The following is a 24,816-nucleotide window of genomic DNA, read 5'->3' as shown; positions in this document are numbered from 1 at the left end:
GCCGCGCCAGGCAGACCCGCGAACCGGCCCGCGAGCAGCGCGTCGACGAGGCGCTGCCGGCCGATGCGCACCCACTCGTCGGCGTCGCCGTCGGCGAGACGCCCGAGCGCGAGGGCGATCGCCCCCTGTTCGAGCACGCTCGTGCGGCCGGCGGGGTGCGCCGGCCCGGGCAGCGCGATGAGATGACCCCAGCGGATGCCGCGGGCCTCGACCGGCACGATGCGCAACTCGTCGGCCGGCAACGGCAGCCCTCGGCGGCGGCGCTCTTCGTCGTGCCGATGCGCGAGTCGGGACCGCGCCTCCCAGTTGGTGAAGAGCTCCTCCTCGGCGGGTGACGGGGCATCGGCGGCGACCACCTCGTGTGCGAGGTTCTCGAGCACGACCGCCGTGCCCAGGGTCTGCGCGAGCTGCTGCACGATGAAGTCGGCGGGCGAGCCGCGCAGGCTGAGTGCGGTGAACCGCGCCCGCACCTCGTCGCGCGCACGGAGCGCGGCCGTCTGCTCGGAGATGATGCGGCTGTGCACCGCCTCGGTGAGGGCGACGAACTTCACCTCCCGGTGCAGCGCGATGAGCGCGAGCCCGTGCGCGCGGGCGGCGGCTTCGACGATCGCCGGCACATACCGGTAGTGGGCGCCGAGTTCGAGAACGAGGCCCGAGAGGCCGGCCTCGACGAGTCCGGCGATGAACGCCTCGAGCTCGGCGGGATCGGTCGGCCAGCCCGATCCGGTCGAGAGCAGCAACTCGCCGCCGTCGAGGAGGCGGGCGACCCCGGCGCTGTCGGAGGCGTGAACCCAGCGAACATGTGCGTCGAGCGCGTCGTCGCCGCCCGAGACCACCTCGGGAACCCCGTTCGCCACGGCGTCGAGCGCGATGATCTCGCGCACGGTCGGGAGCGCATCGTCGGCAACGAGCGTGCCCGGACGATCCGTATGGATCACGTCATCTTCGCGACGTTCTGGCATCGGCTCGACCCTTCGCCTCTGGCACACTGGGAGCACCAGCCTAGTCGAGCGGTCGGGCATTCTGTCCGGAGCCGATACACGGCGGCGAGACATCCGTCACTCACGCCACCCCGCACGCCATCACACACGCCACCCCGAACGCACACCCACGCCACCGAAGGAACTCCATGAGCCTCATCCGTCACTTCATCAACGGCCAGGAGTCGGCCGACGCCGAGCGCACCGGTCCGGTCTTCAACCCGGCCACCGGGCAGCAGCAGCACGACGTGGCATTCGCCTCGGTCGCCGAGGTCGAAGCGGCCATCGCCGCGGCGAAGGCGGCGCTGCCGGGCTGGCGCTCGACGGGCCTCATCAGGCGTGCCGACGTCTTCTTCCGCCTGCGCCAGCTGCTGAAGGAGCGCACCCCCGAGCTCGCGGCGATCCTCACGAGCGAGCACGGCAAGGTGCTCTCGGATGCCGCGGGCGAGATCTCGCGCGGCATCGAGAACGTCGAGTTCGCCGCCGGGCTCGTGCACCTCCTGAAGGGCGAGCACTCCGAGCAGGTCGCTCGCGGAGTCGACGTGCACTCGGTGAAGCAGCCCGTGGGCGTCGTCGGCGCCATCACCCCGTTCAACTTCCCGGTCATGGTGCCGCTCTGGATGGTGACGTCCGCCATCGCCTGCGGCAACACCGTCGTGCTGAAGCCGTCGGAGAAGGACCCGAGCGCCTCGCTCTTCCTCGCGAAGCTCTTCCAGGAGGCCGGACTCCCCGACGGCGTGCTCAACGTCGTGCACGGCGACAAGGTCGCGGTCGACACGATCCTCGACTCCCCCGATGTTCGCGCGGTGAGCTTCGTCGGCTCTACGCCGATCGCGAAGTCGATCTACGAGCGGGCCGCGGGCAACGGCAAGCGAGTCCAGGCGCTCGGCGGCGCGAAGAACCACATGGTCGTCATGCCCGACGCCGACCTCGAGGGCGCAGCGGATGCCGCGGTCTCGGCCGCGTACGGCTCGGCCGGCGAGCGGTGCATGGCCGTGTCGGTGCTCGTCGCGGTGGGTGATGTCGCCGACGATCTCGTCGAGGCGGTGCGCTCGCGCATGGGCGCGCTCCGCATCGGCGACGGCACGGATGCCGCGAGTGAGATGGGTCCCCTCATCACCCGCGAGCACCGCGACAAGGTCGCCTCCTACGTCACCGGTGCCGCGGGCGAGGGCGCCACGGTCGTGGTCGACGGCACGACCCAGGCCTTCGACAGCGACGGATTCTTCGTGGGCGTCAGCCTCGTCGACCACGTGAAGCCCGGCATGAAGGTGTACGACGACGAGATCTTCGGCCCGGTGCTCTCGGTCGTGCGCGTCGAGACCTATGAAGACGCCGTCGAGCTCATCAACGCGAACCGCTTCGCGAACGGCGTCGCGATCTTCACGCGCGACGGCGGCACCGCCCGCCGGTTCGAGTTCGACATCGAGGTGGGCATGGTCGGCGTGAACGTGCCGATCCCCGTGCCGATCGGCGCCTACTCGTTCGGCGGCTGGAAGAGCTCGCTCTTCGGCGACTCGCACATCTACGGCCCCGAGTCGGTGCACTTCTACACCCGCTCGAAGGTCGTCACCTCGCGCTGGCCCGAGCCGAGCGAGTCGCAGATCAACCTCGGCTTCCCGAGCAACCACTGATCCCATCCTCAAAATTCAGGAAGACCTGCGGGGTGCGCTTCCACAATTCAGGAAGCGTCCGTCGGCCAGCACTGGGCTGGCGCGATTTCTCCCCGCTGACCGGCGACCCGACCGTTCGTCTCCTGAATTCTGCAACCCGAACGGAGGAATCTCATGAGTCAGGTCCTGAATTCTGACGTCGTCGAGGTGACGGATGCCGCGACGGCGACGTACGCCGGCCGGCACGCCACGCGGCATCCGCAGCCCGACGCCGCAGCCGAGGCGCAGGTGCGCGCCGACGACCGCGCACACGTGTTCCACTCGTGGAGCGCGCAAGCCTTCATCGACCCGCTGCCGATCGCCGCGGGCGAGGGCTCGACCTTCTGGGACTACGAGGGCAACGCCTTCCTCGACTTCTCGAGCCAACTCGTGAACCTCAACCTCGGGCATCAGCACCCCGACCTCGTTGCGGCGATCCAGCAGCAGGCGGGCCGGCTCGCGACGATCCAGCCGTCGATGGCGAACGACGTGCGGGGCGAACTGGCCCGCCGCATCGCCGAGGTCGCGCCGGGAGACCTCGACAAGGTGTTCTTCACGAACGGCGGCGCCGACGCCAACGAATACGCCGTGCGGATGGCGCGGGCCGTGACGGGCCGGCGCAAGGTGCTCTCGATGTACCGCAGCTACCACGGCGGCACGGCCACGGCGATCTCGCTCACGGGCGACCCGCGCCGCTGGCCGAACGAGCCCTCCGACGGCAGCGTCGCGCACTTCCTCGGGCCGTATCCCTACCGCTCCTCGTTCCACGCCTCGAGCGAGGCCGAGGAGACCGAGCGAGCACTCGCCCACCTCGAGCAGGTCATCACCCTCGAGGGCGCCGGCACGATCGCGGCGATCATCATCGAGACGATAGTGGGCACCAATGGCGTGCTCGTGCCGCCGCCCGGCTATCTCGCCGGCGTGCGGGCGCTGTGCGACCGGTTCGGCATCGTCTACATCGCCGACGAGGTGATGGTCGGCTTCGGCCGGGTCGGCGAGTGGTTCGCGGTGAACGCGTTCGGCGTCGTGCCCGACCTCATCACCTTCGCCAAGGGCGTGAACTCGGGCTACGTGCCGCTCGGCGGCGTGGTCATCTCGCAACGCATCGCGTCGCACTTCGACACCGTGGCGTTCGCCGGCGGCCTCACCTATTCGGGGCATCCGCTCGCGTGCGCGGCAGGGGTCGCGACGTTCGAGGTGTTCGAGCGAGACGGCATCCTCGATCGCGTGCGCGACCTCGGGTCGCGGGTCGTCGAACCCCGCTTGCGCGAGATCGCGGCGGCGCACCCGTCGGTCGGCGACGTGCGCGGGCGCGGGCTGTTCTGGGCGATCGAGCTCGTGCGCGACCGCGAGACCCGAGAGCCGCTCGTGCCGTTCAACGCGTCGGGAACGGATGCCGCGCCGATGGCCGCCGTCGCAGCAGCGTGCAAGCAGGCCGGCCTCTGGCCGTTCGTGCACTTCAACCGCCTGCACGTCGCGCCGCCGCTCATCATCGCCGAAGACGAACTCGTGCGCGGCCTCGACATCATCGATGACGCGCTCGGCATCGCCGACGGGTACGTCGCCGGCTGAGGCGCGGCGGCCGAGGCGGCCCGGTGGTCGAGTAGCGCCGCCGAAGGCGACGCGTGTCGAGGCCACCATGTGCGAGCAAGGTGGTTTCGATACGGCTGCTTCGCTGCCTACTCAACCACCGGGGCAGCTTCGGCTAGCCTGAATCCATGGACTCACGGGCGACGCCCGGCGGCATGCCCCGGCGAAGTTTCCTCGCCGCCTCCCTCTCGGGCCTCGCGACCGTCGCCCTCGCGAGCTGCACGGGGCCGCAGCCCACCCCCACGCCACCGCCGACAGCCACGCCCACGCCCGCGCCGACACCGACACCCTCGGCGACGCCGACGAACGGCGTGCCCCTGCCAACGGCGATGCATCGCTCGCGCTGGGGCGCAGATCCCTTCGCGCGCGGTGCGTTCAGCTTCGACGCGGCCGGCGTCGACCCGACCTTGCGCGCCGCACTTTCCGAGCCGGTCGCGTCGCGGCTCTTCTTCGCCGGCGAGGCATGCGACACGGATGCCCCGGGCACCGTGCGCGGGGCCAGGAGCTCCGGATTGCGCGCCGCCGCCGACGTCGCGCGACTCGCCGAACCCGGCGAGCGCGTGGTCATCGTGGGCGCGGGCATCGCCGGGCTCACGGCGGCTCGCGAGCTCATCGACGCGGGCTTCGAGGTCGTCGTGCTCGAGGCGCGAGATCGCGTGGGCGGCCGCGTGCGCTCCGTCGACGACGACGCCTTCGAACGTTCGGTCGAGCTCGGCGCCGCCTTCATCGACGATCATTCCCCGCTCGTCGATGGCCTGGCCGAGGCATCCGTCGACACCAGCCTGTTCCACCCGAGGATCGAGGCGCGCACCGCAAGCGGCGTGCCGGTCGCGATCCCCTCCACCGGCGCCGACGCGATCGCCCGGGCGTACTCGTGGGCGGTGACGCAGCCGGGCCAGGTCTCGCTGGCCGCCGCGCTCGTGGGCTCGGGCGCCGTGCCCCTGCCCGTGACATCCGACTCATCCGGGGTGAGCCCGGCCGATTGGCTCGCGCACACCATCGTGACCGCGGTGGAGCCGACGACCGGAGCCACCCCGAGCCGGGTGTCGGCCCGCGGCTTCGACCCGTCACGGTTCGACGACCCCGTGCGTATCGTCACCGGCCGGTTCGCCGACTATGTCGATGCGCTCGCGAGCACGGTCGACGTCGCCGCGAAGAGCGTCGTCACGCGCGTCGCCTACAGCGACGAGCGCGTCAGCCTGCGCCTCGACTCGGGCGAGTCGCTCACCGCCGACCGTGCGATCGTCACCGTGCCGCTCGGCGTGCTGAAGACCGACACCCTGCAGTTCAGCCCCGCACTGCCGCTGTTGCACCAGCGGGCGATCTCACAGCTCGGCATGGGCCTCGTCGACACCGTCTGGCTGCGCTTCGATTCGGCGTTCTGGCGGTCGGAACCCGCCGTCGCGTCGGTGCCGCCGATCGAGCTGCTCACCGTGGTCGGGGAGCCAGTCGCCGTCTCGGCGTGGGTCGATGTCGGTGCGGAGTCGGGCGAGCCGACCCTCCTCGGCCTCATCGCAGCGACGCAGGCGACTCGACTCGAGGAGCTCGAAGACGACGAGTTTCGGGAGGCGATCCTCGACGATCTCGTGCCCTACGCCACAGCCTCCGATGGAGCGCCACGAAACCAGCAGTGAGCCCCACGAAGATCATCAGCACGAAGGCGCAGTAGAGCGCGACGCCGAGCGCACCGTCGACCTGCGCCTCATCGAGGAAGAAGTAGGGGTACCACCCCACGTCGGCACCGCGGATCAGCGTGTAGACGAGCCAGAGCGTCGGGAAGAGGAGCACCCAGCCCATCGTCGTCCACGGCACTCGCGGGTTCACGCCGATGACGCCGTCGACCGTCCACGCCACGATCGCGAGGGCGGGCACGATGAAGTGCAGGAGGGTGTCCGACCACGGCACGTCGACTCGGTAGTCGCGCGACGACGCCTGCACGACGATGAGTCCGAAGACGATCCCCGAGACGAGCAGGTAGACCGTCACCATCGTGCGCAGCACCCCGAGCCACGCGGGATCCCGCGGCATGAACAGCGCGAACGCCGCCCCGATGCCGAGCGTCACGACGGCGATCATCGCGGACTGGATGGTGAAGTAGCTGAAGAAGTTGGCGGTCGCGAAGAATCGGAAGCCCAGCACGTACTGGAAATTGCCGATGAGCGCCACGACCTCGAGCGCCGCGACGAGGAGTCGGAACACGCCGAGCGCCTGCCTGGCCTCTCTCGCCCCCATCGCCCGCGCTCCCGGAGCTGCGACTCCGGGGATGCGAGCGGGCATGCCTCCACGGTACGCCCTGCACCACTGCCGCACCTTGGAGGTCGTGAGCGCGCCTCGCTCAGTCCGCTCCGTCGACTCAGTCCGCTCCGTCGAGCGGGCGCAGGATGCGGTCGAGGAAGCGGCGCGTGCGCTCGTGCTTCGGCTTCGTGAAGATCTGCCCGGGCGCGCCGCGTTCGACGACCACCCCGGCATCCATGAAGAGCACCTCGTCGGCAGCCTGCCGCGCGAAGCTCAACTCGTGGGTGACGACCACCATCGTCCAGCCCTCGTCGGCGAGCTCCTTGATGACCGAGAGCACCTCGCCCACGAGCTCGGGATCGAGCGCGCTCGTCGGCTCGTCGAAGAGCAACAGCTCGGGCTTGAGTGCGAGTGCTCGCACGATTCCGACGCGCTGCTGTTGCCCGCCAGAGAGCTCGAAGGGGTAGGCGTCGCGCTTCTCGAGCAGCCCCACCCGGTCGAGCAACGCCTCGGCCTCGGCCTCGGCTTGCGCCTTCGGCATCCGCTGCACGCGCACCGGCCCCTCGGTGACGTTCTGGATCACGGTGCGGTGCGGGAAGAGGTTGTGGTGCTGGAACACCATCGCCGATCGGTCGCGCAAGGCGAAGCGGTCGGCCTTCGAGAGCGGCCGGCTGAAGTCGACCTGCGTCGCACCGGCGAAGGCGATCGTGCCGCCGTCGGGCGTCTCGAGCCCGTTGAGCGAGCGCAGCACCGTGGTCTTGCCCGAGCCGCTCGGCCCGATGAGTACGACGACCTCGCCGCGGCGCACCTCGAGATCGATCGAACGCAGCACCTGGTTGTCGCCGAAGCTCTTGCTGAGGCCCCGCACGGTGAGCAGCATCCCGCCATCGGATGCGGCGGCCGGCGGCGCGAGCGGATCGTCAGTGTGCGACATAGCGGTCCAACCTCTTCTCGATGACGCTCTGCCCGCTCGAGAGGGCGAGGCAGAAGATCCAGTAGACGAGCGCGGCCTCGAGGTAGAGCAGCATGAACTCCTGGCTGAACGCGGCGATCTGCTGCGCCACGCGGAAGAGCTCGGTCACGAGGATGAGCGAGGCGAGCGAGGTGTCCTTCACGAGCGAGATGAAGGTGTTCGAGAGCGGCGGCACCGAGACGCGGGCGGCTTGGGGAAGGATGACGCGGCGCAACGTGGTGGCGTGCGACATCCCGATCGTATAGCCGGCTTCCCACTGCCCCTTCGGCACGGAGAGGATGGCGGCACGGATGATCTCGGCGGCGTATCCTCCGACGTTGAGCGAGAAGGCGATGATCGCGCTCGGCCACGGGTCGATGGTGAGCCCGAGCGACGGCAGGCCGTAGAAGATCACGAAGAGCTGCACGAGCAGCGGCGTGCCCCGGATCACCGACACGTAGAAGCGGGCGATGCCCGAGAGCACCCGGTTCCTGGCGAGGCGGAGCAGCGCGACCCCGAGCGCGAGCGCGAGCCCGATCACGAACGAGGCGAGGGCGAGCGGCACCGTGCCGCTCACCCCGCCCACCACGATCGGCCAGAAGGAGTCGAGGAACAGCTGCCAGCCGCTCATCGCCGAGCTACTCGGAGACGTCGGCGCCGAAGTACTTCTCGCCGAGCTCGGCGAGCACGCCCTCGGCGCGCAGTTCTTCGAGGGCGGCATCGATCGCGGCGACAAGGTCGGCCTTGTCCTTCGTGAACGCCAATGCGCTCAGCGATGGGTCATCCGTCTCGGCGGCGATCGTGAGGCCGCGATCGCCGTTCGTCTGCTGGTCGTCGAGGAACGTCAACTTGTCGTTGATGGTCGCGTCGACGCGTCCCTGCTCGAGCAGCGTCACGGCCTGAGCCCAACCCTCGACGGCTTCGACGTTCGCGCCGTTCTCCTGGGCGAGGGTGTACCAGTTGCTCGTGAGCGACTGCGCGGTGGTCTTGCCGGCGAGGTCGGCGAAGCTCGAGATCGACGTGTCGCCCTCCTTCACGACGATGACGCCGGGCGACACCGTGTAGGGCTCGCTGAAGAGGTAGTTCTCCTCGCGCTCGGGGTTGATCGACACCTGGTTCGCGATCACGTCGAACCGGCCGGCATCGAGCCCCGCGAAGATCGCGTCCCACTGGGTCTCCTGGAACTCGATCTCGAGCCCGAGCTTGTCGGCGACCGCTTCGGCGACCTCGACGTCGTAGCCGACGAGGTCGCCGCTGCCGTCTTCGTGGAAGCTGAACGGGCGATACGTGCCCTCGGTCGCGACCGTGAGGGTGCCCGCGTTCACGAGGCCGTAGTCGTCGCCGGCGGCCGACTCGCTCGACTCGGGCGCCGCGCTCGAGCAGGCGGCAAGTGCGATGACGGTGAAGGATGCGGCGGCGAGGCCGAGCAGCGTGCGGGCGCGAGGCATGTGTGGTGCTCCATTCGTACGATGGGGGAAGTGAGCTGGGGCTCTCGTTCGGTCGGCCCCGATGCAACGAGTCCATCACGCGGCGGCCTCAGGATGAAACCCGATGACCCCGCGTTGCATTCCCCCTCACGCGGCATCCGCTCGTCGAAGCCTGAGTCATTCCGCTTGACGCATGTCATCGCTATGCTGGCGTCTGCGCAGGAGCCCTCTCCCGTGTCGCGGTCCCCCGCCATCCCGAAGGACTCACATGATCCTGTCTTGGCTCTTCGTCATCGCCCTCGCCGCCGGCATCTTCGCCGTGATCGACGGCATCACCCGCGCCCGCGGGCGCGGTTCCTCAGTGATCGCGATCATCGAGATCATCGCCGCAGTGCTCTTCCTGTTGTCGCTGTTCTTCCCGGGCATCCCGTTCGGATCGCTCGTGCTCGCGATCATCACGACCGTGCTACTCGTGATCCAGCTCGTGCTTCGCGGCGGCCGCCGTCGCGGCGGCGTTGCGGTCACCGTCGTCGCGCTCGTGCTGTTCATCCTGTGGATCGTGCTCGCGCAGCACTGGATCGTGATTCCCGGCGTGAACTGAGCCGCGGCGCGTTCGCCGACCGAAGTGCCCTCAGAACGCGCTCAGTCCGGTGAGCTCCCGGCCGAGGATCAGCTGGTGGATCTCGTCGGTGCCCTCGTAGGTGCGCACCGACTCGAGGTTCGCCGCGTGACGCATGACCGGCCACGCGTTCGTGATGCCGTCGCCGGCGAGGATGCTCCGGGCCTCGTGCGCGATCGTGAGGGCCTCCCGCACGCTGTTGAGCTTGCCGACGCTGATCTGCGCGGGCGTGAGCGCCCCGCGTTCCTTCAGGCGCCCGAGGTGCAGCGCGAGGAGGATGCCCTTCTCGACCTCGACGAACATGTCGGCGAGCTTCGCCTGGATGAGCTGGTTCGCCCCGATCGGCTTGCCGAAGACCTCGCGACTCGTGGCTCGTGCCAGCGCCGCTTCGAGGCACGAGCGGGCGGCACCCATCGCGCCCCAGACAATGCCGTAGCGGGCTTCGTTCAGGCAGCTGAACGGCCCCGAGAGACCGGATGCCCCGGGCAGCAGCGCCTCGTCGCCGACGCGCACCCTGTCGAGGGCGACGTCGCACTGCACCGAGGCGCGCATCGAGAGCTTGCCGTCGATCGGCGTCGCGGTGAATCCCGGCGTCGCCGTGGGAATGAGGAAGCCGCGCACGGCGCCGCCCGGCACGCCGCCGCCGCCGCCCGCGCCGGTCTCGTCGATCTTCGCCCACACGACGGCGACATCGGCCTCGCTCGCGAGCCCGATCCATCGCTTCGCGCCGTCGATCACCCAGCCATCGCCGTCGCGGCGCGCGACAGTTGTCATGCCGGCGGGGTCACTCCCGCCGTGCGGTTCGGTGAGGGCGAAGCATCCGATGAGCTCACCGGCGGCCATGCCTGGCAGCCACTGCCGCTTCTGCTCCTCCGACCCGTACTTGTGGATGGCGCTCATCGCGAGCGATCCCTGCACCGACACGAACGTGCGCCAGCCGCTGTCGGCCGCCTCGAGCTCGAGGCACACGAGGCCGTATGCCACCGCGCCGGCGCCGGCGCATCCGTAGCCCGTAAGGTGCATGCCGAGGAAACCCAGCTCGCCGAGCTCGCGCACGAACTCGCGGCGGAAATGCCCAGCCTCGAAGTCGTCTTCGATGACGGGCAGGATGCGCTCCTGCGCGAAGCGCCGCGCACGAAGCTGCCACTCGCGCTCCTCGTCGCCGATGAGGGCGTCGAGGTCGAACACGGCATCGATCCGCGGGGCGATCGTGGTCATCGGGTGGTCCTTTCGGTCAGCTGGGCGGCAGCCAGTCGGCGCCGGCGTGCTCGTCGAGTCCGGGTGGCGGGCTGCGGTAGTCGGCGCCCGCGGCGGAGAGGCCGATGGGATTGGCGACGGTGCGGCTCGTGCCGCCGTCGGCGCCGGCGCGCGCGATCTCGGCGACGGGTTCGAGTCCGAGTGCCTCGGCGAAGGCGAGCGCCTCGGCCACGTCGTTCACGAGACCGGCAGGCACCCCCACCGCGGTGAGGGCGGCGACCCAGTGCGCAGCGGATGCCGCGGCGAGTCGCGTCTCGATGCGCGCACGCAACTCGTCACGATGCTCGACGCGAGCCGCGTTGCTCGCGAAGCGGGCATCTGTCGCGAGCGTGCCCCCGCCGAGCACGCCCGCGAGCGCCGCGAACTGCTTGTCGTTGCCCACCGCGATCACGAGTTCGCGATCGGCCGCACGGTAGAGCGCGTACGGCGCGATGCTCGGGTGCTGGTTGCCGAGCCGCGTCGGGGCGACGCCCGTTGCGAGCGTGCCCGCCGCCTGGTTCGTGAGCGCCGAGAGCAGGCTCTGCAGCAGGTTCACCTCGACGAGCTGGCCGAGCCCGGTGCGGTCGCGTTCGCGGAGTGCCAGCAGGATGCCGGCGAGCGCGTTCTGCCCCGCGATCACGTCGACGAGTGCGACACCGGCCTTCGCGGGTTCGCCGTCGGGGTCGCCCGTGATGCTCATCAGCCCGCCGATGGCCTGCACGAGCAGGTCGTAGCCGGCGAGGGCCGCGCCCTCCCCCGTGCCGAATCCGGTGATCGAGCAGTACACGACGCCGGGGTTCGCCTCGCGCACGTCGGGGTAGGCGAGCCCGAAGCGCTCCATGACGCCGGCGCGGAAGTTCTCGACGACCACGTCGGCGGATGCCGCGAGCCGGCGCGCCTCGGCGAGCCCTGCAGCATCCGCGAGATCGAGCACGACCGACCGCTTGTTGCGGTTCACGCTGCCGAAGTACGTGGAGCGGCCGTGTGCGTCGACGGGCGGGCGCCAGTGCCGGGTGTCGTCCCCCGACGGCGCCTCGATCTTCACGACGTCGGCGCCGAAGTCGGCGAGCATCATGGTGGCGTAGGGCCCCGCGAGCACGCGTGAGAAGTCGGCGACGCGGATGCCGCTCAGGATGCCTCGACCCATTCGGCCCTCCTCGGCTCGCCCCACACGCCACGATACTCAGCACCGCGGATGCCTCCGATGTACACGCCGTCCATCGGATGCCGTGAATCCGCCGCCATGTCGATTCCTGCTCGCTGCACCGCGGCATAGGCTTGCACACAGGTGTGCACCGCCGTCGCCGACCGGTTGGCGAGCCCCCGTGCACCAGCGACAGAGGAGCCCCATGAGCAATTACGCCGTGGTCAATCCGGCAACCGGAGAGACGGTCACGACCTATCCCACGATCACCGATGCCGAGCTCGACGCGGCCATCGCCTCGGCCGACGAGACGCAACGCACGTGGTCGCGCACGACCACCGTCGAGGAGCGCGCCGCGCTCGTGCGCCGTGTCGGAGAACTGCACGTCGAACGCCGCCAGGAGCTCGCCGAGATCATCGTGCGCGAGATGGGCAAGCCCATCGAGCAGGCCCTCGCCGAGGCCGATTTCGCCGGCGATATCTACACCTACTACGCCGACCATGCAGCCGACTTCCTGAAGGACGAGAATGTTGAACTGCTCGCCGGCGACGGCTCGGCGATCATCCGTCGCAACGCCCTGGGCGTGCTCCTCGGCATCATGCCGTGGAACTTCCCGTACTACCAGGTCGCCCGGTTCGCCGGACCGAACCTCATCATCGGCAACACCATCCTCCTGAAGCACGCCGAGCAGTGCCCCGAGTCGGCCGCGGCGATCGAGCAGATCATGCGTGACGCCGGCTTCCCGGCCGGCGCCTACGTCAACATCTACGCGTCGCATGACCAGATCGAGAAGGTCATCGCCGACCCGCGCGTGCAGGGCGTCTCGCTCACCGGCTCCGAGCGCGCAGGCGCTGCGGTCGCCGAGATCGCGGGCCGTCACCTGAAGAAGGTCGTGCTCGAGCTCGGCGGCTCCGATCCGTTCATCCTGTTGTCCACCGACGACCTCGACGCCGCCGCCCAGGCAGCCGTCGACGCGCGTCTCGACAACAGCGGCCAATCGTGCAACGCGGCCAAGCGCTTCATCGTGGTCGACGAGCTCTACGAGCCGTTCCTCGAGAAGTTCACCGCGAAGCTCGCCGAGGTCGAGGCATCCGACCCGACCTCGCCCGACTCGGCGCTCGGCCCGCTCTCGTCGCTCAAGGCGGCCGAGAACCTCGACGAGCAGGTCAAGCGCGCGGTCGAGCACGGCGCGAAGCTCGTGCGCGGCGGCATCCGTGACGGTGCCTTCTTCCAGACGACGGTGCTGACGGATGTCACGCCTGACAACCCCGCGTCGAAGGAGGAGTTCTTCGGGCCGGTCGCCCAGGTGTATCGCGCGGCCGACGAGTCCGACGCCGTGCGCATCGCGAACGACACCCCCTACGGCTTGGGCTCCTACGTCTACACGACCGACGAAGAACAGGCGCTGCGAGTGGCCGATGGGATCGAAGCCGGAATGGTGTTCGTGAACGTCGTGCTCGCCGACGGGGCCGAGTTGCCCTTCGGCGGTGTCAAGCGATCGGGTTCGGGCCGTGAGCTCGGCCGCTTCGGGGCCGACGAGTTCGTCAACAAGAAGCTGATCCGCATCGGCTGACCCTCTTCGCGCTCGCGCGGCGCTCGGGGATTCGGTCCCGGGCGCCGATCGCGGGTCAGCGCTTCTGCGTATCAGCGCGTGAGCGTGTCATGCTCACGAGCGGCGAGTCACGATAGCGGAGGGCCGCAGCGAAGGGGAACCATTCACCTCGCCGTCATGGCCTGGCTGTGCCAGTATCGAACCGTGGCTGCCGACTCGCTGCGCGTGGCGGAAGTGGTCGGTTCGTTGTGCCTGGCCACTGATCTCGGCATGGCCCTGCCGTTCGGGCACGGGCTGCACAGCACCGTCGTCGCGATGCGCCTGGCGGATCGGATCGGCGTCGATGAGGCGACGGCGGTCCAGACGTACTACGGCTGCCTGCTGTTCTACGCCGGCTGCACCACCGATGCCGATGTCCAAGCCGAGTTGTTTCCCGACGGGCTCACCGAGAGCTGGACGGCGGTGATGTTCGCAAGCCAGCGCCAGTCGATGGCCGGCGTCTTCCGCGCGCTGGGCGCAGGCGATGGCGGGCGCGTTCGCCGTACCCTGCGGGCGGCTGCGAAGTTCCCGCAGACCGGCCGTGGCTTCAAGCACCACACCGAGGCCCTGTGCGAGGTCGCCGAGATGCTCGCGAGCGGAGTCGGCCTGCCGCCGACGGTGTCGGAGATGTTCCGACTGATGACCGAACGGTGGGACGGAGAGGGGCCGCTGCGGCGCGCGTCCGCAGAGGACCTTCCGCTCGCGATACGGATCGTGCACGTCGCCCGAGATGCCGACTTCCAGCGCCACCTGCATGGGCCGGCACGAGCCGTCGATGTAGTGCGCGAGCGAGCCGGCGGAGCATTCGACCCCGAGATCGTTACCGCACTGACTCCCGACCTGCTGGTGCTCGAGGAGTCCGCCGACTGGGCGTCGCTGATGGACGCCGAGCCACAGCCGCACCTGAACCTGCGGGGTGCCCAGATCGATGAAGCACTGACAGCGCTGGCCGCCTTCGCCGACCTCGCCGACGTGACGGGGCACTCTGCTGGCATGGCCGACCTCGCCGGCCGAGCCGCCGAGTACCTCGGACGAACCGACGACGACGTGACCATGCTGCGCCGCGCCGCGCTCGTCCACGACCTCGGAAAGGTCGCAGTCCCGTTCCGGATCTGGCACCACGAGGGCCCGCCTTCGGCGGCCGACTGGGAGAAGGTGCGGCTGCACCCCTACCACTCGGAGCAGATCCTGTCCGCCTCCCCGTACTTGGCCGAGCTCGGCGAGGTCGCGGGCTACCACCACGAGAGGATGGACGGCAGCGGCTACTACCGCGGCACGTCAGCAGCCGGACTCACACATTCCGCTCGGCTACTCGCCGCGGCCGACGCGTACAGCGAGCTGACGCAGAACCGCCCGGGCCGTCCCGCGCTCTCCGGCGACGCCGCCGCCGCCCGGCTGCGCGAGGCGGCCAGGGCCGGGACACTCGACCCCGACGCCGTGACCGGCGTACTCGAAGCGGCCGGACACCCACCCGAGCGGATCGCCCACCCAGACGGCCTCACGCCGCGGGAGATGCAAACGCTCACCCTGCTCGCGCACGGTCTGGCGACCAAGCAGATCGGTCGCACGCTCGAGGTGACGCCGAAGACGGCCGACCACTACGTGCAGCAGGTGTACGCGAAGATCGGCGTCTCCACCCGGGCCGCTGCGGCCGTGTACGCGATGCAGCACGGATTGGCCACCCGGGAGTTCTCCCGCTGACCGAACCGACTCAGAAGCGGGATCGTCGACATCAGGAACACTCGATGGAGGCGATGGCAATGTCAACAACACGTCGAACCCAGACGACCTGGGTGACTTGGGCGGCTTGGGCCGGCTTGGCCGCTCCAATCGTGTTCACGTTGACCTACGTGGCACAGGAACTCGCCCGCATCGATGAGTACAGCCCGATCGAAGAGACGGTCAGCGCCCTGGCGGCCGGTCCGAACGGATGGATCCAGAGCGCGAACTTCGTCGTGCTCGGATTGCTGACGATCGCGTTCGCGGCTGGCCTGTATGGGGTCTTGCAGCCGTCGAAACCTGGCATGGTCGGCGCCGCCTTGATGTTCGTCAGCGGAATCGCGAACATTCTCGTCGGCACGGCGTTCCCGCTGCGCGAGGACGCCGCCGGAGCAACCTACGACCCAGGCGGTCACCAGGCGGTCGGATTCGTGTTCTTCACATCCAGCGCTCTCGCACTCCTCGTGATCTCCTTCGCCCTCTCGAAGCAAACCGAGTGGCGCAAGTTGGCGATCCCGGTTCGGCTTGCTGGAATCCTCATGCTGGTCAGCAACCCGATCATGGGGATCCTCGTGATACCCGACGACGCCCCGCTGCACGACTGGGCCGGACTCGCGCAACGCGGCATCGTGCTGGGCCTGCTGTTCCCCGCACGACTGGCCCTGTCATACCGGATGCTTCGACTGCCGGAACAGACGCGATCCGCATCCGCGATCAAGCGGCCTGCTCAACCGAGCGCAGGAACCGATGCACCTCGCGTGTGATGTCGTCCGGGACCTCCAAAGCATCTTGACCGGCCGGTCAGTCAGTTCTATCGTTGTAGTAACCCCCGAATGGGGAGCCACCGCTCGAAGGAGGCTGGTTGCCATGAAGAAGTGGACCCGATGGGAAGACTGGGTAGCTGTCGTCGTCGGTCTTGCCGTGGCTCTGTCGGCGTTGTTCGTCCCCCCGATGGGAGCATCCGTCGCGATGATGGTCTCGCTCGGCATACTCCTCATCATTTCGGGTCTCGTGAACCTCGCCTCGCCGGGGCTCGTCGCGATGGAGTACGTGCAGGGCGTCCTTGGGCTGCTGCTCATCATCTCGCCGTGGATCGGCGGATACGCCGGCACGAGCGACGCTGCCGCATGGGTGTCGTGGATCGGCGGGGCGGTCGTCGTCATCGTCGCCGCGCTCGCAATCCGGCCCAGCATGCGCGCCCACCACGACGCGATCACCCACTGACCGCTACCGCACGCGGGGACGGCAGCCGACTGCCGTCCCCGCCTGACATTTGGAGTCGGTCGTGAAGGAGACTCCAGAGGCGCGCGGGCGCATTCTCGACGCGGCCGAGAGGCTCTTCGCCGAACGCGGCTTCGATGCCACGCCGACGTCGAGCATCGCCAAGCTCGCAGCGGTGCCCAAGGGCCTGCTGTTCTACTACTTCCCGACGAAATCCGACCTGCTCTGCGCGCTCGTGGGCGAGCGACTCGACCTCGGACCGATCGACGCGAACCTGCTCATCGAGCCGGGCGATCCCGTGCGCGCCCTCTTGAACCTCGAGCGAAAGCTCTCCGAGATCCAAGCGGACTCGCCCGTGCTGCGCGTCATCATCTGGCGAGAGCAGCGCACGCACCCAGAGGTGCGGGCGAAGCTGCGCGAACACCGCGTGCAGGTGCAGTCTGTCGTCGAGCGAGTGCTGAGCGGCAGCGTGCTCAGGCCGATCGCCGCACGTACGCTGCGCACCGCCGCCGTGGCGTGGGTGGCCATCTTGACGCTTCGACCGTCGGCCGACCATGCCGGCGTCGCAACCGACGACGCAGCACCCGACCTCCAGGCGCTCGCCGAGCTGATCTGTGACGGGATCGGTGGCTCCGGGCTGGCGTGATCCGGGAAGGTCGTTCGGCGGTGCTCCGCCGTCTCAGCGCTGCTTCGCCGCGTCGATCTCGTCGCGCCGAAGCTCCACGATGCGATCGACGAGGGCGTCCGGCAACGGATGCTCCGCCGTGAACCGGATCGTGCCCTTCGACCATGAGTAGCCCTCGAGCGCCCGCTCCACGGCCGACACGACGGCCGGACTGAACGGGTAGAGCCCGATGTGGTCCTTCGCCGACATCACGCTCAGCAGCGGCGAGTCCCTGTAGCGCAGGGCCGGCATGCCGTAGCTCATCCCCTCGGTCGCATCGGGCACGAGCTCGACCGCTCGCGCCCGGATCCGCTCGACGAGCTCGCGTTCGGCGCCCTCGAGCCCCGCGATGTAGTCCTGCATCTCCCCCATGGCGTCATCGTACGCTCGGCGCTCGCTCGCGGCATCCGGCACATCGAAGCCTCGAAGCCGTGCCGCGATCGCGTTACGCTCGAGAGCATGATCCGCCGCAACGTCGTCGTGCACGGCAGTGTGCAGGGCGTGGGATTCCGCTACTCGGCACGGCGCGAGGCCGAGCGGCTCGGCGTGGCCGGGTGGGTGCGCAACCGGGCAGACGGCGCGGTCGAGGCCGAGATCGAGGGCGACGAGGCATCCGTCTCCGAGCTGGTCGACTGGTTCGCGGCCGGCCCTCCCGGCGCGATCGTCAGCGGCACGGATGTCGCAGAGCGCGAGCCGCTCGGCGAGCACACGTTCCGCATCGTCGGCTGGCCCGTCGCGGGCTGACCGCATGACGAAGGGCCCGCCGGCGAACCGGCGAGCCCTTCGTGCGTGGATTCGATACGCGTCGCGCTTCGCGCGGCGCTACTCGACCACCGGGGTGAGCAACACGCGGCTACTCGACCACCGGGGTCAGATGGCGTTGACGTCGAGCGGGATGCCCGGGCCGAACGTGGTCGACACGGCGCCCTTCTGGATGTAACGGCCCTTGGAGCTCGACGGCTTGAGACGCACGACCTCTTCGAGGGCGGTGTTCAGGTTGTCGTTGAGCTGCTCCTCGGTGAACGAGGCCTTGCCCACGACGAAGTGCACGTTGGAGTGCTTGTCGACGCGGAACTCGATCTTGCCGCCCTTGATGTCGGAGACGGCCTTCGCGACGTCGGGCGTCACGGTGCCGGTCTTCGGGTTGGGCATGAGGCCACGGGGGCCGAGCACCTTGCCGAGTCGGCCGACCTGGCCCATGAGCTCGGGGGTCGAGACCGCCGAGTCGAACGAGGTGTAGCCGCCGGCGACCTTCTCGATGAGGTCGGCGCCGCCGACCTCATCGGCGCCCGCCGCGATCGCAGCCTCGGCCGCAGGGCCGGTCGCGAACACGATGACGCGGGCGGTCTTGCCGGTGCCGTGCGGGAGGATGACGGTGCCGCGCACCATCTGGTCTGCCTTGCGGGGGTCGACGCCGAGCTTCAGCGCGACCTCGACGGTCGAGTCGAACTTCGCCGAGCCGGTCTGCTTCGCGAGGACGACGGCCTCGTTCGGGGCGTAGAACTTGCCGGCCTCGAGCTTGTCGACCGCGGCCCGGTAGGCCTTGGACTTCTGTGCCATGTTGTTTCTCCTTGAGAGAGTGTGGTCATCTGCGCCTGGCTGGCGCTGCCACGGATTCCTGAGTTCTGGTGAACGGATGCCGCGCGGCATCCGTCGTTCCGCGGGTTTCGAGACGGTCGCTGCGCGACCTCCTCAACCCGCAGTCAAGGCCTATTCGACCGTGATGCCCATCGAACGAGCGGTGCCCGCGATGATCTTCGACGCTGCGTCGAGGTCGTTCGCGTTGAGGTCGACCATCTTCGTCTCGGCGATCTCGCGCACCTGGGCCTGGGTGAGCTGGCCCACCTTGTTGGTGTGCGGGACACCCGAGCCCTTGGCGACGCCGGCGGCCTTCTTGATGAGCTCCGCAGCGGGCGGGGTCTTCAGGACGAACGTGAACGAGCGGTCGTCGTAGACGGTGATCTCAACGGGGATGACGTTGCCGCGCTGGGCTTCGGTCGCCGCGTTGTAGGCCTTGCAGAACTCCATGATGTTCACGCCGTGCTGACCCAGGGCGGGGCCGATGGGCGGGGCCGGGTTCGCGGCGCCGGCCTTGATCTGAAGCTTGATCAGACCGGTAGCCTTCTTCTTCGGTGCCATTGTTTCCTTCTTTCTGTTCGAACGCCCCGGTTGCCGGGGCACTCTCCCGCAGGCCCGGCCGTTCCGGGATGCGGTGATCTCTGTGCTGAATCTTCACCCTCTGACGCAGCACAACCCTCCGATGATACCGGAGGGTGGCTGCGCGCTGTCTGGAAAGGGCTAGAGCTTGGTGACCTGGTCGAAGCTCAGCTCGACCGGAGTCTCGCGCTCGAAGAGCGAGACGAGCACGATGAGCTTGCCGCTCTCGGGCTTGATCTCGCTGATCGTGCCGGGCAGGCCCGCGAACGAGCCGTCCTTGATCGTGATGGTCTCGCCGATCTCGAAGTCGACCTCGGCCGGGATCGCGCGGGTCGCACCGGCGCCGCCGGTGGCCTTCGCGCCCTTGACGGGGGCGACCTCCTTGATCTCGACGAGGCTCTTCAGCATGCCGAAGGCCTCTTCGAAACGGAGGGGGGTCGGGTTGTGCGCGTTGCCGACGAAGCCGGTGACGCCGGGAGTGTGGCGGATGACCGACCAGCTCTCCTCGTTGAGGTCCATGCGCACGAGCACGTAGCCGGGAATGCGCACGCGAGTGACCATCTTGCGCTGGCCGTTCTTGATCTCGACGACATCTTCCATCGGCACTTCGACCTGGTAGATGTAGTCGGCCATGGCCATCGACTCGCGTCGCTGCTCGATGTTCGCCTTCACACGGCGCTCGAAGCCGGCATAGGAGTGGATGACGTACCACTTGCCCGGGAGGAAGCGGAGCTCGGCGCGGAACTCCGCGTAGGGGTCGACCGTCTCCTCGTCTTCCTCGACGACGGCCGCCTCGGCCGCTTCGGCCCCGTCGACGGAATCGATGTGGAGGGCGTCGTCGATCACGGCGTCAGCCTCGGGATCGCTCGATTCGGCCATCGCGTCGAGCACGGCGTCGAGATCGATGTCGTTGCCCTCGTCGTCGACGACGTGCACGGCGCGGTGCTCTGCCGCCTCGACCGATTCCTCGTCGTGCTCGAGCGTGTTGCCCTCTTGGGCCTCGTCGTCTTCGGCCGACTGCTCAGCAGCCGTGGCCCAATCGACGTCGTCGCGCTCTGTCTTTGCCACTTCTCTCAATCCTTTTCTTCCGTCCGCCTACGGCGCATCGGATGCTTCGGGCCGAGCGGCCCGATCAGGCCCCCGCAGTTCCGAAGACGTACAGCACCAGCCATCCGAACAGCTGGTCGAGCCCCCAGACGATCGCCATCATGATGACGACGAACAGGAGCACCACAGCGGTGAAGCTGAGGAGCTCCTTGCGGGTGGGGGTGACGACCTTCTTCAGTTCTGCGATGACCTGTCGAATGAACAGGGCGAACCTGGCGAAGGGGTTCCGACGCGCTGCGCGATCGCGCTTCGCGTTGGCAACGACGTCCTCACTGGGTTCGTCGATTACTTTCCGGGCCACCTCGTACACCTTTCGTGGGCCGGCGTTCGCTGCCGGCTCGCAGGGCGGACAGGACTCGAACCTGCAACCTGCGGTTTTGGAGACCGCTGCTCTACCAATTGAGCCACCGCCCTATGGAACCACCGTATGACCGAGGGTTACCACCGGTGTCTGGACAGCACAAGCTTCACGACGTTCTCTTGGGAATCCATGCCGAAAATAGGCGCAGAAAAGCTTGGCTGACTTCAACAACCTCAGCAAGTGTATGCGACCTCGAAGGCAGAGTAAAGCTGAGCGGATGCCGCCACGCGGGCTCCCGGCATCCGCCTCCCACGTCGGGCATAGATTGGGCATATGCCCATGGACCGCGCCTCACGCCAGGTGCCAGAGCCGCGCAGCAGCGCCGAGGTCACGGGCGAGCACTCGCAGTTCCGGCTCGACCTCGAGCGCATCCGGTTCTCTCCGTATTTCTCGCGACTGTCGGCCGTCACCCAGGTGATCGCACAACCCGGCGCGGGCCCGCTCATCCACAACCGCCTCACCCACTCCATCAAGGTGACCGCGGTCGCGCGGGCGATCGCCGTGAAGCTCACTGATGCCGCGTCGCCGACTCGTGCGTTCGCGCTCGAGCACGGCTGCGACGCAGTGGTGGTGCAGGCCGCGGCGAGCGCCCACGACCTCGGGCATCCGCCCTTCGGCCACCTCGGGGAGCGCGTGCTCGACCGACTCGCGCGCGAGAGCCTGGGACTCGCCGACGGGTTCGAGGGCAACGCGCAGACCTACCGGATCATCACGGCGCTCGACGTCAGCGAGGCCGCCCCTCGCGGGCTCAACCTCACCGCGGCGGTGCGCACGGCCGTCGCGAAATACCCGTGGACCCGATACCTCGACGGGGCTGCGGTGGGCGCGGGCGACGGGCCGTTGCCGCGCGGGCTGCGTCGCACGGCGAACGGCATCGAGGTGCTGAAGTTCTCGGCCTACGGCATCGACGCCGGCGACTTGCGTCAGGCCCGCCGCGGTCAACCGCCGACGCAGCAGTCGATCGAGTGCTCGATCATGGACATCGCCGACGACATCGCGTACTCGATCCACGACGTCGACGACTTCTACCGCGCCGGCCTGCTCAGCGAGGGCGCCGTGGCACGCGAGTTCCGGGGCTGGCTCAAGTTCGGCTCGAAGCTGCGCGACCTCGACGACGAGGCGATCGCGGCGCGCAGCTCTCCTCCCGGCAGCGCCCTCGAGGGCCTTCGGCGCAAGCTCCACCGCAGCGATCCGTGGATCAGCGACGACGAGGCATTCGCCGACGCAGTCGGTGTCGTCGCCGAAGACCTCGTCGACGGCCTGCTCGCGATCGCCTTCGACGGCTCCATCGCCTCGGAGCGCGCGCTCTCGTCGTTCACGAATCGCTGGATCAGCCACCTGCAGTCCTCGGTCGTGCCGGCGCCGAAGGACGAGGCCCGCACCGGGCTCGTCACCCTCGACCGACGCGCGTGGCACGAGGTGGAGATCCTGAAGTTCGTGCACCGGCACTTCATCCTCGACCGCTCCGACATCGTCCTGTACCAGCGTGGGCTCAGCCGCGTGCTCACCCGCGCCGTGAAGGGCCTCACGGCATGGGTGCACGACGAGCACGACCGGGACCGCGTTCCGCAGCGCCTGAAGGAGCTCGTCGAGATCGCCACCGCAGGCTATGCGCAACTGCGCGATGAGCGCCCCGAAGGCATCCCGCTCCCAGAGGCGGCCGAGGTGCAATCGCTCGGCGTGGGCCGCGGGGTGATCGACTACGTCGCCTCGCTCTCCGACGACCAGGCGCTCGCGGTCTCCGAGGCGATCGACGGGCGCCCCGACCGGCTCTGGGACATCGGACAGAACCTCTGACGGGTCAGGCAGGAACCGACGATCTGGAGGCCCCACGCGGCATCCGCTCGCCGTAGGCTGGTCGTCGTGACCGAACACGCGCGCCTCTCCGCCCGAATCGCCGCCATCGCCGAGTCCGCGACCCTCAAGGTCGATGCGAAGGCGAAGGCCCTCCAGGCAGAAGGGCGCCCGGTCATCTCGTATGCCGCCGGGGAGCCCGACTTCGCCACACCCGACTACATCGTCGAGGCCGCGCTCGCGGCCACGCGCGACCCCAAGAACTACCGCTACACGCCCGCGGCCGGGCTGCCCGAACTGCGCGAGGCGGTCGCCGCGAAGACGCTGCGCGACTCCGGCCTCGAAGTGAGTGCCGGGCAGGTCGTCGTCACGAACGGCGGCAAGCAGGCCGTCTACCAAGCCTTCCAGGTGCTGCTCGACGACGGCGACGAAGTGCTCGTGCCCACGCCGTACTGGACGACCTACCCCGAGGCGATCAAGCTCGCAGGCGGCCGCCAGGTCGACGTGTTCGCCGGGGCCGACCAGGGCTACCTCGTCACCGTCGAACAGCTCGAGGCGGCCCGCACCGAGCGCACGAAGGTGCTGCTCTTCGTCTCGCCGTCGAACCCGACGGGCGCCGTCTACGCACCCGAGCAGGTTGAGGCGATCGGCGAGTGGGCGCTCGAGCACGGCATTTGGGTCGTCTCCGACGAGATCTACCAGAACCTGACCTACGCCGACGAGGTCGACGGCGTGCCGCCGCGCGCGGTGTCGATCGTCGAGGCGGTTCCGGGCCTCGCGAACCAGACGATCCTCGTGAACGGCGTCGCGAAGACCTATGCGATGACCGGCTGGCGCCTCGGCTGGATGGTCGGCCCCGCCGACGTGATCAAGGGCGCCGCCAACCTGCAGTCGCACCTGTCATCGAACGTGTCGAACATCTCGCAGCGCGCCGGGATCGCAGCGCTGACCGGACCGCAGGATGCCGTCGAGGAGATGCGCCGCGCGTTCGACCGCCGCCGCCGCACGATCGTCGCCGAGCTCTCGAAGATCGACGGCGTCAGCGTGCCGGTTCCGCAGGGTGCGTTCTACGTCTACCCCGACGTGTCCGGGCTCCTCGGCCGCTCGTGGGGCGGCGCGACGCCGACCACCTCGCTCGAGCTCGCCGACCTCATGCTCGAGCAGGCCGACGTCGCGGCGGTGCCCGGTGAGGCGTTCGGGCCGAGCGGCTACCTGCGCTTCAGCTACGCGCTCGGCGACGGGCCGCTGCTCGAGGGCATCGAGCGCCTGCAGCGCCTGTTCGCCTGACGCCGGTACGCTCGATGCCGCCGAATACCGGCGACGTGGCGGGCGTCGCCGCCCGGAACAACGCCGCGTGGTGCGCAGTGGTCGGTCGCCACAACGCGGTCGAGTCGCACGTCGCCAACGGGGTCTGGCGCGCTCACGGCGTGATGCCCACCGGATATCCCGAGGCGGTCACGCTCGAGCGCGGGATCGTCCGCGCCGACGTACTGGAGGCGCTGCCCGCCGGCGCACGAAGCATCAAGGACTCCTTCGCCGACCTCGATCTCAGCCGAGACGGCTTCCACGTGCTCTTCGACGCGAGTTGGATCGCCCTCGACACCGCCGGAGCGACCGCTGCAGCGCGATCCGGCGAGCACCTGCGTCTCGAGCGCGTCAGGTCGCCGGCCGCCCTTCAGGAATGGGCGTCGGCGCATGGCAACCGTGCCGCGTTCACGTCGGGTCTCCTCGACGAGCCCGCCGTCGCGATCCTGGCTGCTCGCAGCAGCGATGCGGTGACGGGCGGCGCGATACTGAACGACGGCGAAGGGGTCGTCGGGGTGTCCAACGTGTTCGGTCCGGCGGCATCCGTCTACCGTGCAGCCATCGCCGAGGCCCGAGCGCGGTTCCCAGGCCGACCGGTCGTCGGCTGGGAGCCCGACGACGGGCTCGCGGCCCCGCTCGCTGCCGGATTCGGCATCGTCGGCGCACTCCGCGTCTGGGTGCGCTGATCGGCGATTGCGGCCGACGGGCCGAGCACGCGGAACGGCCGCGACCATCCAGTGGGAGGTTGCGGCCGTTCGATCGTCGGATGATGCGCCGACGACGGTTACTCCTTGAAGGCATCCTTGACGTTCTTGGCGGCGTCCTTGACGTCTTCACCCGCGTTCTTCAAGTCAGCCTTCGACTGCTGGGCCTTGCCTTCGGCGATCTTCTGCTCGTCGTCGGTCATCTTGCCCATGGCTTCCTTTGCCTTGCCGCCGACCTTCTCAGCGGCGTTCTCGATCCGGTCGCCTGGGTCGCTCATGGCGTGCTCCTTTCGGGACGCAGCAGTCTGCTGCCCTCTCAAGTGAACGCCGTCGAGCGCGTGAGCGGCAGGGGCTTGCC

General features: G+C 69.1%; 25 protein-coding genes, 1 tRNA gene and 1 pseudogene. 13 read left to right on the top strand and 14 right to left on the bottom strand.

Annotated features, from left to right (window positions below; genetic code table 11):
- On the bottom strand, positions 1-962 hold a 962-nt coding region (locus J7E25_RS17230), incomplete at its 3' end, for a PucR family transcriptional regulator ligand-binding domain-containing protein (RefSeq protein WP_251039220.1).
- 167 nt (positions 963-1,129) lie between these two features.
- On the opposite strand from J7E25_RS17230, the gene J7E25_RS17225 reads away from it, so the two are divergent.
- The 3 genes from J7E25_RS17225 (at position 1,130) to J7E25_RS17215 (ending at position 5,856) form a co-directional block, all read left to right on the top strand.
- The gene (locus J7E25_RS17225; RefSeq protein ID WP_214871402.1) at positions 1,130-2,614 is read left to right on the top strand and encodes a CoA-acylating methylmalonate-semialdehyde dehydrogenase; all 1,485 of its coding nucleotides are present in this window, start codon (positions 1,130-1,132) and stop codon (positions 2,612-2,614) included.
- Between the two features lie 153 nt (positions 2,615-2,767).
- Positions 2,768-4,204, top strand: a complete 1,437-nt coding sequence (locus J7E25_RS17220; protein WP_214871401.1) for an aspartate aminotransferase family protein — start codon at positions 2,768-2,770, stop codon at positions 4,202-4,204.
- 146 nt (positions 4,205-4,350) lie between these two features.
- Positions 4,351-5,856 carry a flavin monoamine oxidase family protein gene (locus J7E25_RS17215; RefSeq protein WP_214871400.1) on the top strand — a complete coding sequence of 502 codons (1,506 nt, stop codon included), beginning with the start codon at positions 4,351-4,353 and terminating at the stop codon, positions 5,854-5,856.
- Between the two features lie 31 nt (positions 5,857-5,887).
- Here the strand turns inward: J7E25_RS17215 and J7E25_RS18055 are convergent.
- The 4 genes and pseudogenes from J7E25_RS18055 to J7E25_RS17200 form a co-directional block, all read right to left on the bottom strand.
- Positions 5,888-6,298: pseudogene (locus J7E25_RS18055) on the bottom strand (Pr6Pr family membrane protein); the annotation flags it as partial.
- 277 nt (positions 6,299-6,575) lie between these two features.
- Positions 6,576-7,391: an amino acid ABC transporter ATP-binding protein gene (locus J7E25_RS17210; protein WP_285289876.1), complete on the bottom strand. Its 816-nt coding sequence runs from the start codon at positions 7,389-7,391 to the stop codon at positions 6,576-6,578.
- A complete protein-coding gene (locus J7E25_RS17205; protein WP_214871399.1) occupies positions 7,378-8,040 on the bottom strand; it encodes an amino acid ABC transporter permease in 663 nt (220 codons plus the stop codon). Before J7E25_RS17205 ends, J7E25_RS17210 begins: the two co-directional genes overlap by 14 nt.
- A 7-nt stretch (positions 8,041-8,047) precedes the next feature.
- The gene (locus tag J7E25_RS17200) at positions 8,048-8,857 is read right to left on the bottom strand and encodes an amino acid ABC transporter substrate-binding protein (protein ID WP_214871398.1); all 810 of its coding nucleotides are present in this window, start codon (positions 8,855-8,857) and stop codon (positions 8,048-8,050) included.
- A 247-nt stretch (positions 8,858-9,104) separates the two neighbouring features.
- Between J7E25_RS17200 and J7E25_RS17195 the strand changes: the two genes are divergently transcribed.
- On the top strand, positions 9,105-9,437 hold the full coding sequence (locus tag J7E25_RS17195; RefSeq protein ID WP_214871397.1) for a hypothetical protein: 333 nt from the start codon (positions 9,105-9,107) through the stop codon (positions 9,435-9,437).
- A gap of 30 nt (positions 9,438-9,467) precedes the next feature.
- Here the strand turns inward: J7E25_RS17195 and J7E25_RS17190 are convergent, their stop codons facing one another.
- On the bottom strand, positions 9,468-10,673 hold the full coding sequence (locus tag J7E25_RS17190) for an acyl-CoA dehydrogenase family protein (protein ID WP_214871396.1): 1,206 nt from the start codon (positions 10,671-10,673) through the stop codon (positions 9,468-9,470).
- A gap of 16 nt (positions 10,674-10,689) precedes the next feature.
- The gene (locus J7E25_RS17185) at positions 10,690-11,838 is read right to left on the bottom strand and encodes a CaiB/BaiF CoA-transferase family protein (RefSeq protein ID WP_214871395.1); all 1,149 of its coding nucleotides are present in this window, start codon (positions 11,836-11,838) and stop codon (positions 10,690-10,692) included.
- Positions 11,839-12,040: 202 nt separating this feature from the next.
- On the opposite strand from J7E25_RS17185, the gene J7E25_RS17180 reads away from it, so the two are divergent.
- The 5 genes from J7E25_RS17180 (at position 12,041) to J7E25_RS17160 (ending at position 17,012) form a co-directional block, all read left to right on the top strand.
- Positions 12,041-13,408, top strand: a complete 1,368-nt coding sequence (locus J7E25_RS17180; protein WP_214871394.1) for an NAD-dependent succinate-semialdehyde dehydrogenase — start codon at positions 12,041-12,043, stop codon at positions 13,406-13,408.
- Positions 13,409-13,591: 183 nt separating this feature from the next.
- A complete protein-coding gene (locus tag J7E25_RS18400; protein ID WP_214871393.1) occupies positions 13,592-15,127 on the top strand; it encodes an HD domain-containing phosphohydrolase in 1,536 nt (511 codons plus the stop codon).
- Positions 15,128-15,258: 131 nt separating this feature from the next.
- The gene (locus J7E25_RS17170) at positions 15,259-15,909 is read left to right on the top strand and encodes a DUF998 domain-containing protein (RefSeq protein WP_214871392.1); all 651 of its coding nucleotides are present in this window, start codon (positions 15,259-15,261) and stop codon (positions 15,907-15,909) included.
- 103 nt (positions 15,910-16,012) lie between these two features.
- On the top strand, positions 16,013-16,369 hold the full coding sequence (locus J7E25_RS17165; RefSeq protein ID WP_214871391.1) for an SPW repeat protein: 357 nt from the start codon (positions 16,013-16,015) through the stop codon (positions 16,367-16,369).
- A 61-nt stretch (positions 16,370-16,430) separates the two neighbouring features.
- Positions 16,431-17,012, top strand: a complete 582-nt coding sequence (locus J7E25_RS17160; RefSeq protein ID WP_214871390.1) for a TetR/AcrR family transcriptional regulator — start codon at positions 16,431-16,433, stop codon at positions 17,010-17,012.
- Between the two features lie 33 nt (positions 17,013-17,045).
- On the opposite strand, the gene J7E25_RS17155 is transcribed toward J7E25_RS17160, so the two are convergent.
- Complete coding sequence (locus tag J7E25_RS17155) at positions 17,046-17,402, bottom strand: iron chaperone (RefSeq protein WP_214871389.1); 357 nt, start codon at positions 17,400-17,402, stop codon at positions 17,046-17,048.
- An 87-nt stretch (positions 17,403-17,489) separates the two neighbouring features.
- On the opposite strand from J7E25_RS17155, the gene J7E25_RS17150 reads away from it, so the two are divergent.
- Positions 17,490-17,774 carry an acylphosphatase gene (locus tag J7E25_RS17150; RefSeq protein ID WP_214871388.1) on the top strand — a complete coding sequence of 95 codons (285 nt, stop codon included), beginning with the start codon at positions 17,490-17,492 and terminating at the stop codon, positions 17,772-17,774.
- 126 nt (positions 17,775-17,900) lie between these two features.
- Here J7E25_RS17150 and rplA read toward each other — a convergent pair whose 3' ends face one another.
- From rplA to J7E25_RS17125, 5 genes are all read right to left on the bottom strand, one after another.
- Positions 17,901-18,590, bottom strand: a complete 690-nt coding sequence (gene rplA / locus J7E25_RS17145; protein WP_214871387.1) for a 50S ribosomal protein L1 — start codon at positions 18,588-18,590, stop codon at positions 17,901-17,903.
- A gap of 150 nt (positions 18,591-18,740) precedes the next feature.
- Entirely contained in the window at positions 18,741-19,169 is a 429-nt protein-coding gene (gene rplK, locus J7E25_RS17140) for a 50S ribosomal protein L11 (RefSeq protein ID WP_214871386.1), read from the bottom strand.
- Positions 19,170-19,328: 159 nt separating this feature from the next.
- Positions 19,329-20,255 (bottom strand): transcription termination/antitermination protein NusG, encoded by a 927-nt coding sequence (gene nusG, locus J7E25_RS17135; RefSeq protein ID WP_214871385.1) that lies wholly within the window; start codon positions 20,253-20,255, stop codon positions 19,329-19,331.
- Positions 20,256-20,319: 64 nt separating this feature from the next.
- The gene (secE, locus tag J7E25_RS17130) at positions 20,320-20,595 is read right to left on the bottom strand and encodes a preprotein translocase subunit SecE (RefSeq protein WP_214871384.1); all 276 of its coding nucleotides are present in this window, start codon (positions 20,593-20,595) and stop codon (positions 20,320-20,322) included.
- Between the two features lie 40 nt (positions 20,596-20,635).
- Positions 20,636-20,708 (bottom strand) — tRNA-Trp (locus J7E25_RS17125).
- Positions 20,709-20,928: 220 nt separating this feature from the next.
- Between J7E25_RS17125 and dgt the strand changes: the two genes are divergently transcribed.
- The 3 genes from dgt to J7E25_RS17110 all read left to right on the top strand — a co-directional run bounded on the left by dgt (position 20,929) and on the right by J7E25_RS17110 (position 24,440).
- The gene (gene dgt, locus J7E25_RS17120; protein WP_214871383.1) at positions 20,929-22,452 is read left to right on the top strand and encodes a dGTP triphosphohydrolase; all 1,524 of its coding nucleotides are present in this window, start codon (positions 20,929-20,931) and stop codon (positions 22,450-22,452) included.
- A gap of 66 nt (positions 22,453-22,518) precedes the next feature.
- Positions 22,519-23,736, top strand: coding sequence for a pyridoxal phosphate-dependent aminotransferase (locus J7E25_RS17115; protein WP_214871382.1), 1,218 nt, complete (start codon positions 22,519-22,521; stop codon positions 23,734-23,736).
- A gap of 14 nt (positions 23,737-23,750) precedes the next feature.
- Positions 23,751-24,440 carry a hypothetical protein gene (locus J7E25_RS17110; protein WP_214871381.1) on the top strand — a complete coding sequence of 230 codons (690 nt, stop codon included), beginning with the start codon at positions 23,751-23,753 and terminating at the stop codon, positions 24,438-24,440.
- A 98-nt stretch (positions 24,441-24,538) separates the two neighbouring features.
- On the opposite strand, the gene J7E25_RS17105 is transcribed toward J7E25_RS17110, so the two are convergent.
- Positions 24,539-24,736 (bottom strand): CsbD family protein, encoded by a 198-nt coding sequence (locus tag J7E25_RS17105; protein ID WP_214871380.1) that lies wholly within the window; start codon positions 24,734-24,736, stop codon positions 24,539-24,541.
- Positions 24,737-24,816 lie beyond the last annotated feature (80 nt).

This window comes from Agromyces sp. ISL-38 (genome assembly GCF_018613935.1).
Lineage (GTDB): Bacteria > Actinomycetota > Actinomycetes > Actinomycetales > Microbacteriaceae > Agromyces.
Note: the sequence above shows the minus strand (reverse complement) of the source record. Positions and strands in the feature narration are given on the sequence as shown.

What these genes read in the sequence shown, in the direction of transcription:
- J7E25_RS17225 (WP_214871402.1), top strand. Translation starts at nt 1,130, where the DNA reads ATGAGCCTCATCCGTCACTTCATCAACGGCCAGGAGTCGGCCGACGCC.
- J7E25_RS17220 (WP_214871401.1), top strand. Translation starts at nt 2,768, where the DNA reads ATGAGTCAGGTCCTGAATTCTGACGTCGTCGAGGTGACGGATGCCGCG.
- J7E25_RS17215 (WP_214871400.1), top strand. Translation starts at nt 4,351, where the DNA reads ATGGACTCACGGGCGACGCCCGGCGGCATGCCCCGGCGAAGTTTCCTC.
- J7E25_RS17210 (WP_285289876.1), bottom strand. Translation starts at nt 7,391, where the DNA reads ATGTCGCACACTGACGATCCGCTCGCGCCGCCGGCCGCCGCATCCGAT.
- J7E25_RS17205 (WP_214871399.1), bottom strand. Translation starts at nt 8,040, where the DNA reads ATGAGCGGCTGGCAGCTGTTCCTCGACTCCTTCTGGCCGATCGTGGTG.
- J7E25_RS17200 (WP_214871398.1), bottom strand. Translation starts at nt 8,857, where the DNA reads ATGCCTCGCGCCCGCACGCTGCTCGGCCTCGCCGCCGCATCCTTCACC.
- J7E25_RS17195 (WP_214871397.1), top strand. Translation starts at nt 9,105, where the DNA reads ATGATCCTGTCTTGGCTCTTCGTCATCGCCCTCGCCGCCGGCATCTTC.
- J7E25_RS17190 (WP_214871396.1), bottom strand. Translation starts at nt 10,673, where the DNA reads ATGACCACGATCGCCCCGCGGATCGATGCCGTGTTCGACCTCGACGCC.
- J7E25_RS17185 (WP_214871395.1), bottom strand. Translation starts at nt 11,838, where the DNA reads ATGGGTCGAGGCATCCTGAGCGGCATCCGCGTCGCCGACTTCTCACGC.
- J7E25_RS17180 (WP_214871394.1), top strand. Translation starts at nt 12,041, where the DNA reads ATGAGCAATTACGCCGTGGTCAATCCGGCAACCGGAGAGACGGTCACG.
- J7E25_RS17165 (WP_214871391.1), top strand. Translation starts at nt 16,013, where the DNA reads ATGAAGAAGTGGACCCGATGGGAAGACTGGGTAGCTGTCGTCGTCGGT.
- J7E25_RS17155 (WP_214871389.1), bottom strand. Translation starts at nt 17,402, where the DNA reads ATGGGGGAGATGCAGGACTACATCGCGGGGCTCGAGGGCGCCGAACGC.
- J7E25_RS17150 (WP_214871388.1), top strand. Translation starts at nt 17,490, where the DNA reads ATGATCCGCCGCAACGTCGTCGTGCACGGCAGTGTGCAGGGCGTGGGA.
- rplA (WP_214871387.1), bottom strand. Translation starts at nt 18,590, where the DNA reads ATGGCACAGAAGTCCAAGGCCTACCGGGCCGCGGTCGACAAGCTCGAG.
- rplK (WP_214871386.1), bottom strand. Translation starts at nt 19,169, where the DNA reads ATGGCACCGAAGAAGAAGGCTACCGGTCTGATCAAGCTTCAGATCAAG.
- dgt (WP_214871383.1), top strand. Translation starts at nt 20,929, where the DNA reads ATGCCCATGGACCGCGCCTCACGCCAGGTGCCAGAGCCGCGCAGCAGC.
- J7E25_RS17110 (WP_214871381.1), top strand. Translation starts at nt 23,751, where the DNA reads ATGCCGCCGAATACCGGCGACGTGGCGGGCGTCGCCGCCCGGAACAAC.
- J7E25_RS17105 (WP_214871380.1), bottom strand. Translation starts at nt 24,736, where the DNA reads ATGAGCGACCCAGGCGACCGGATCGAGAACGCCGCTGAGAAGGTCGGC.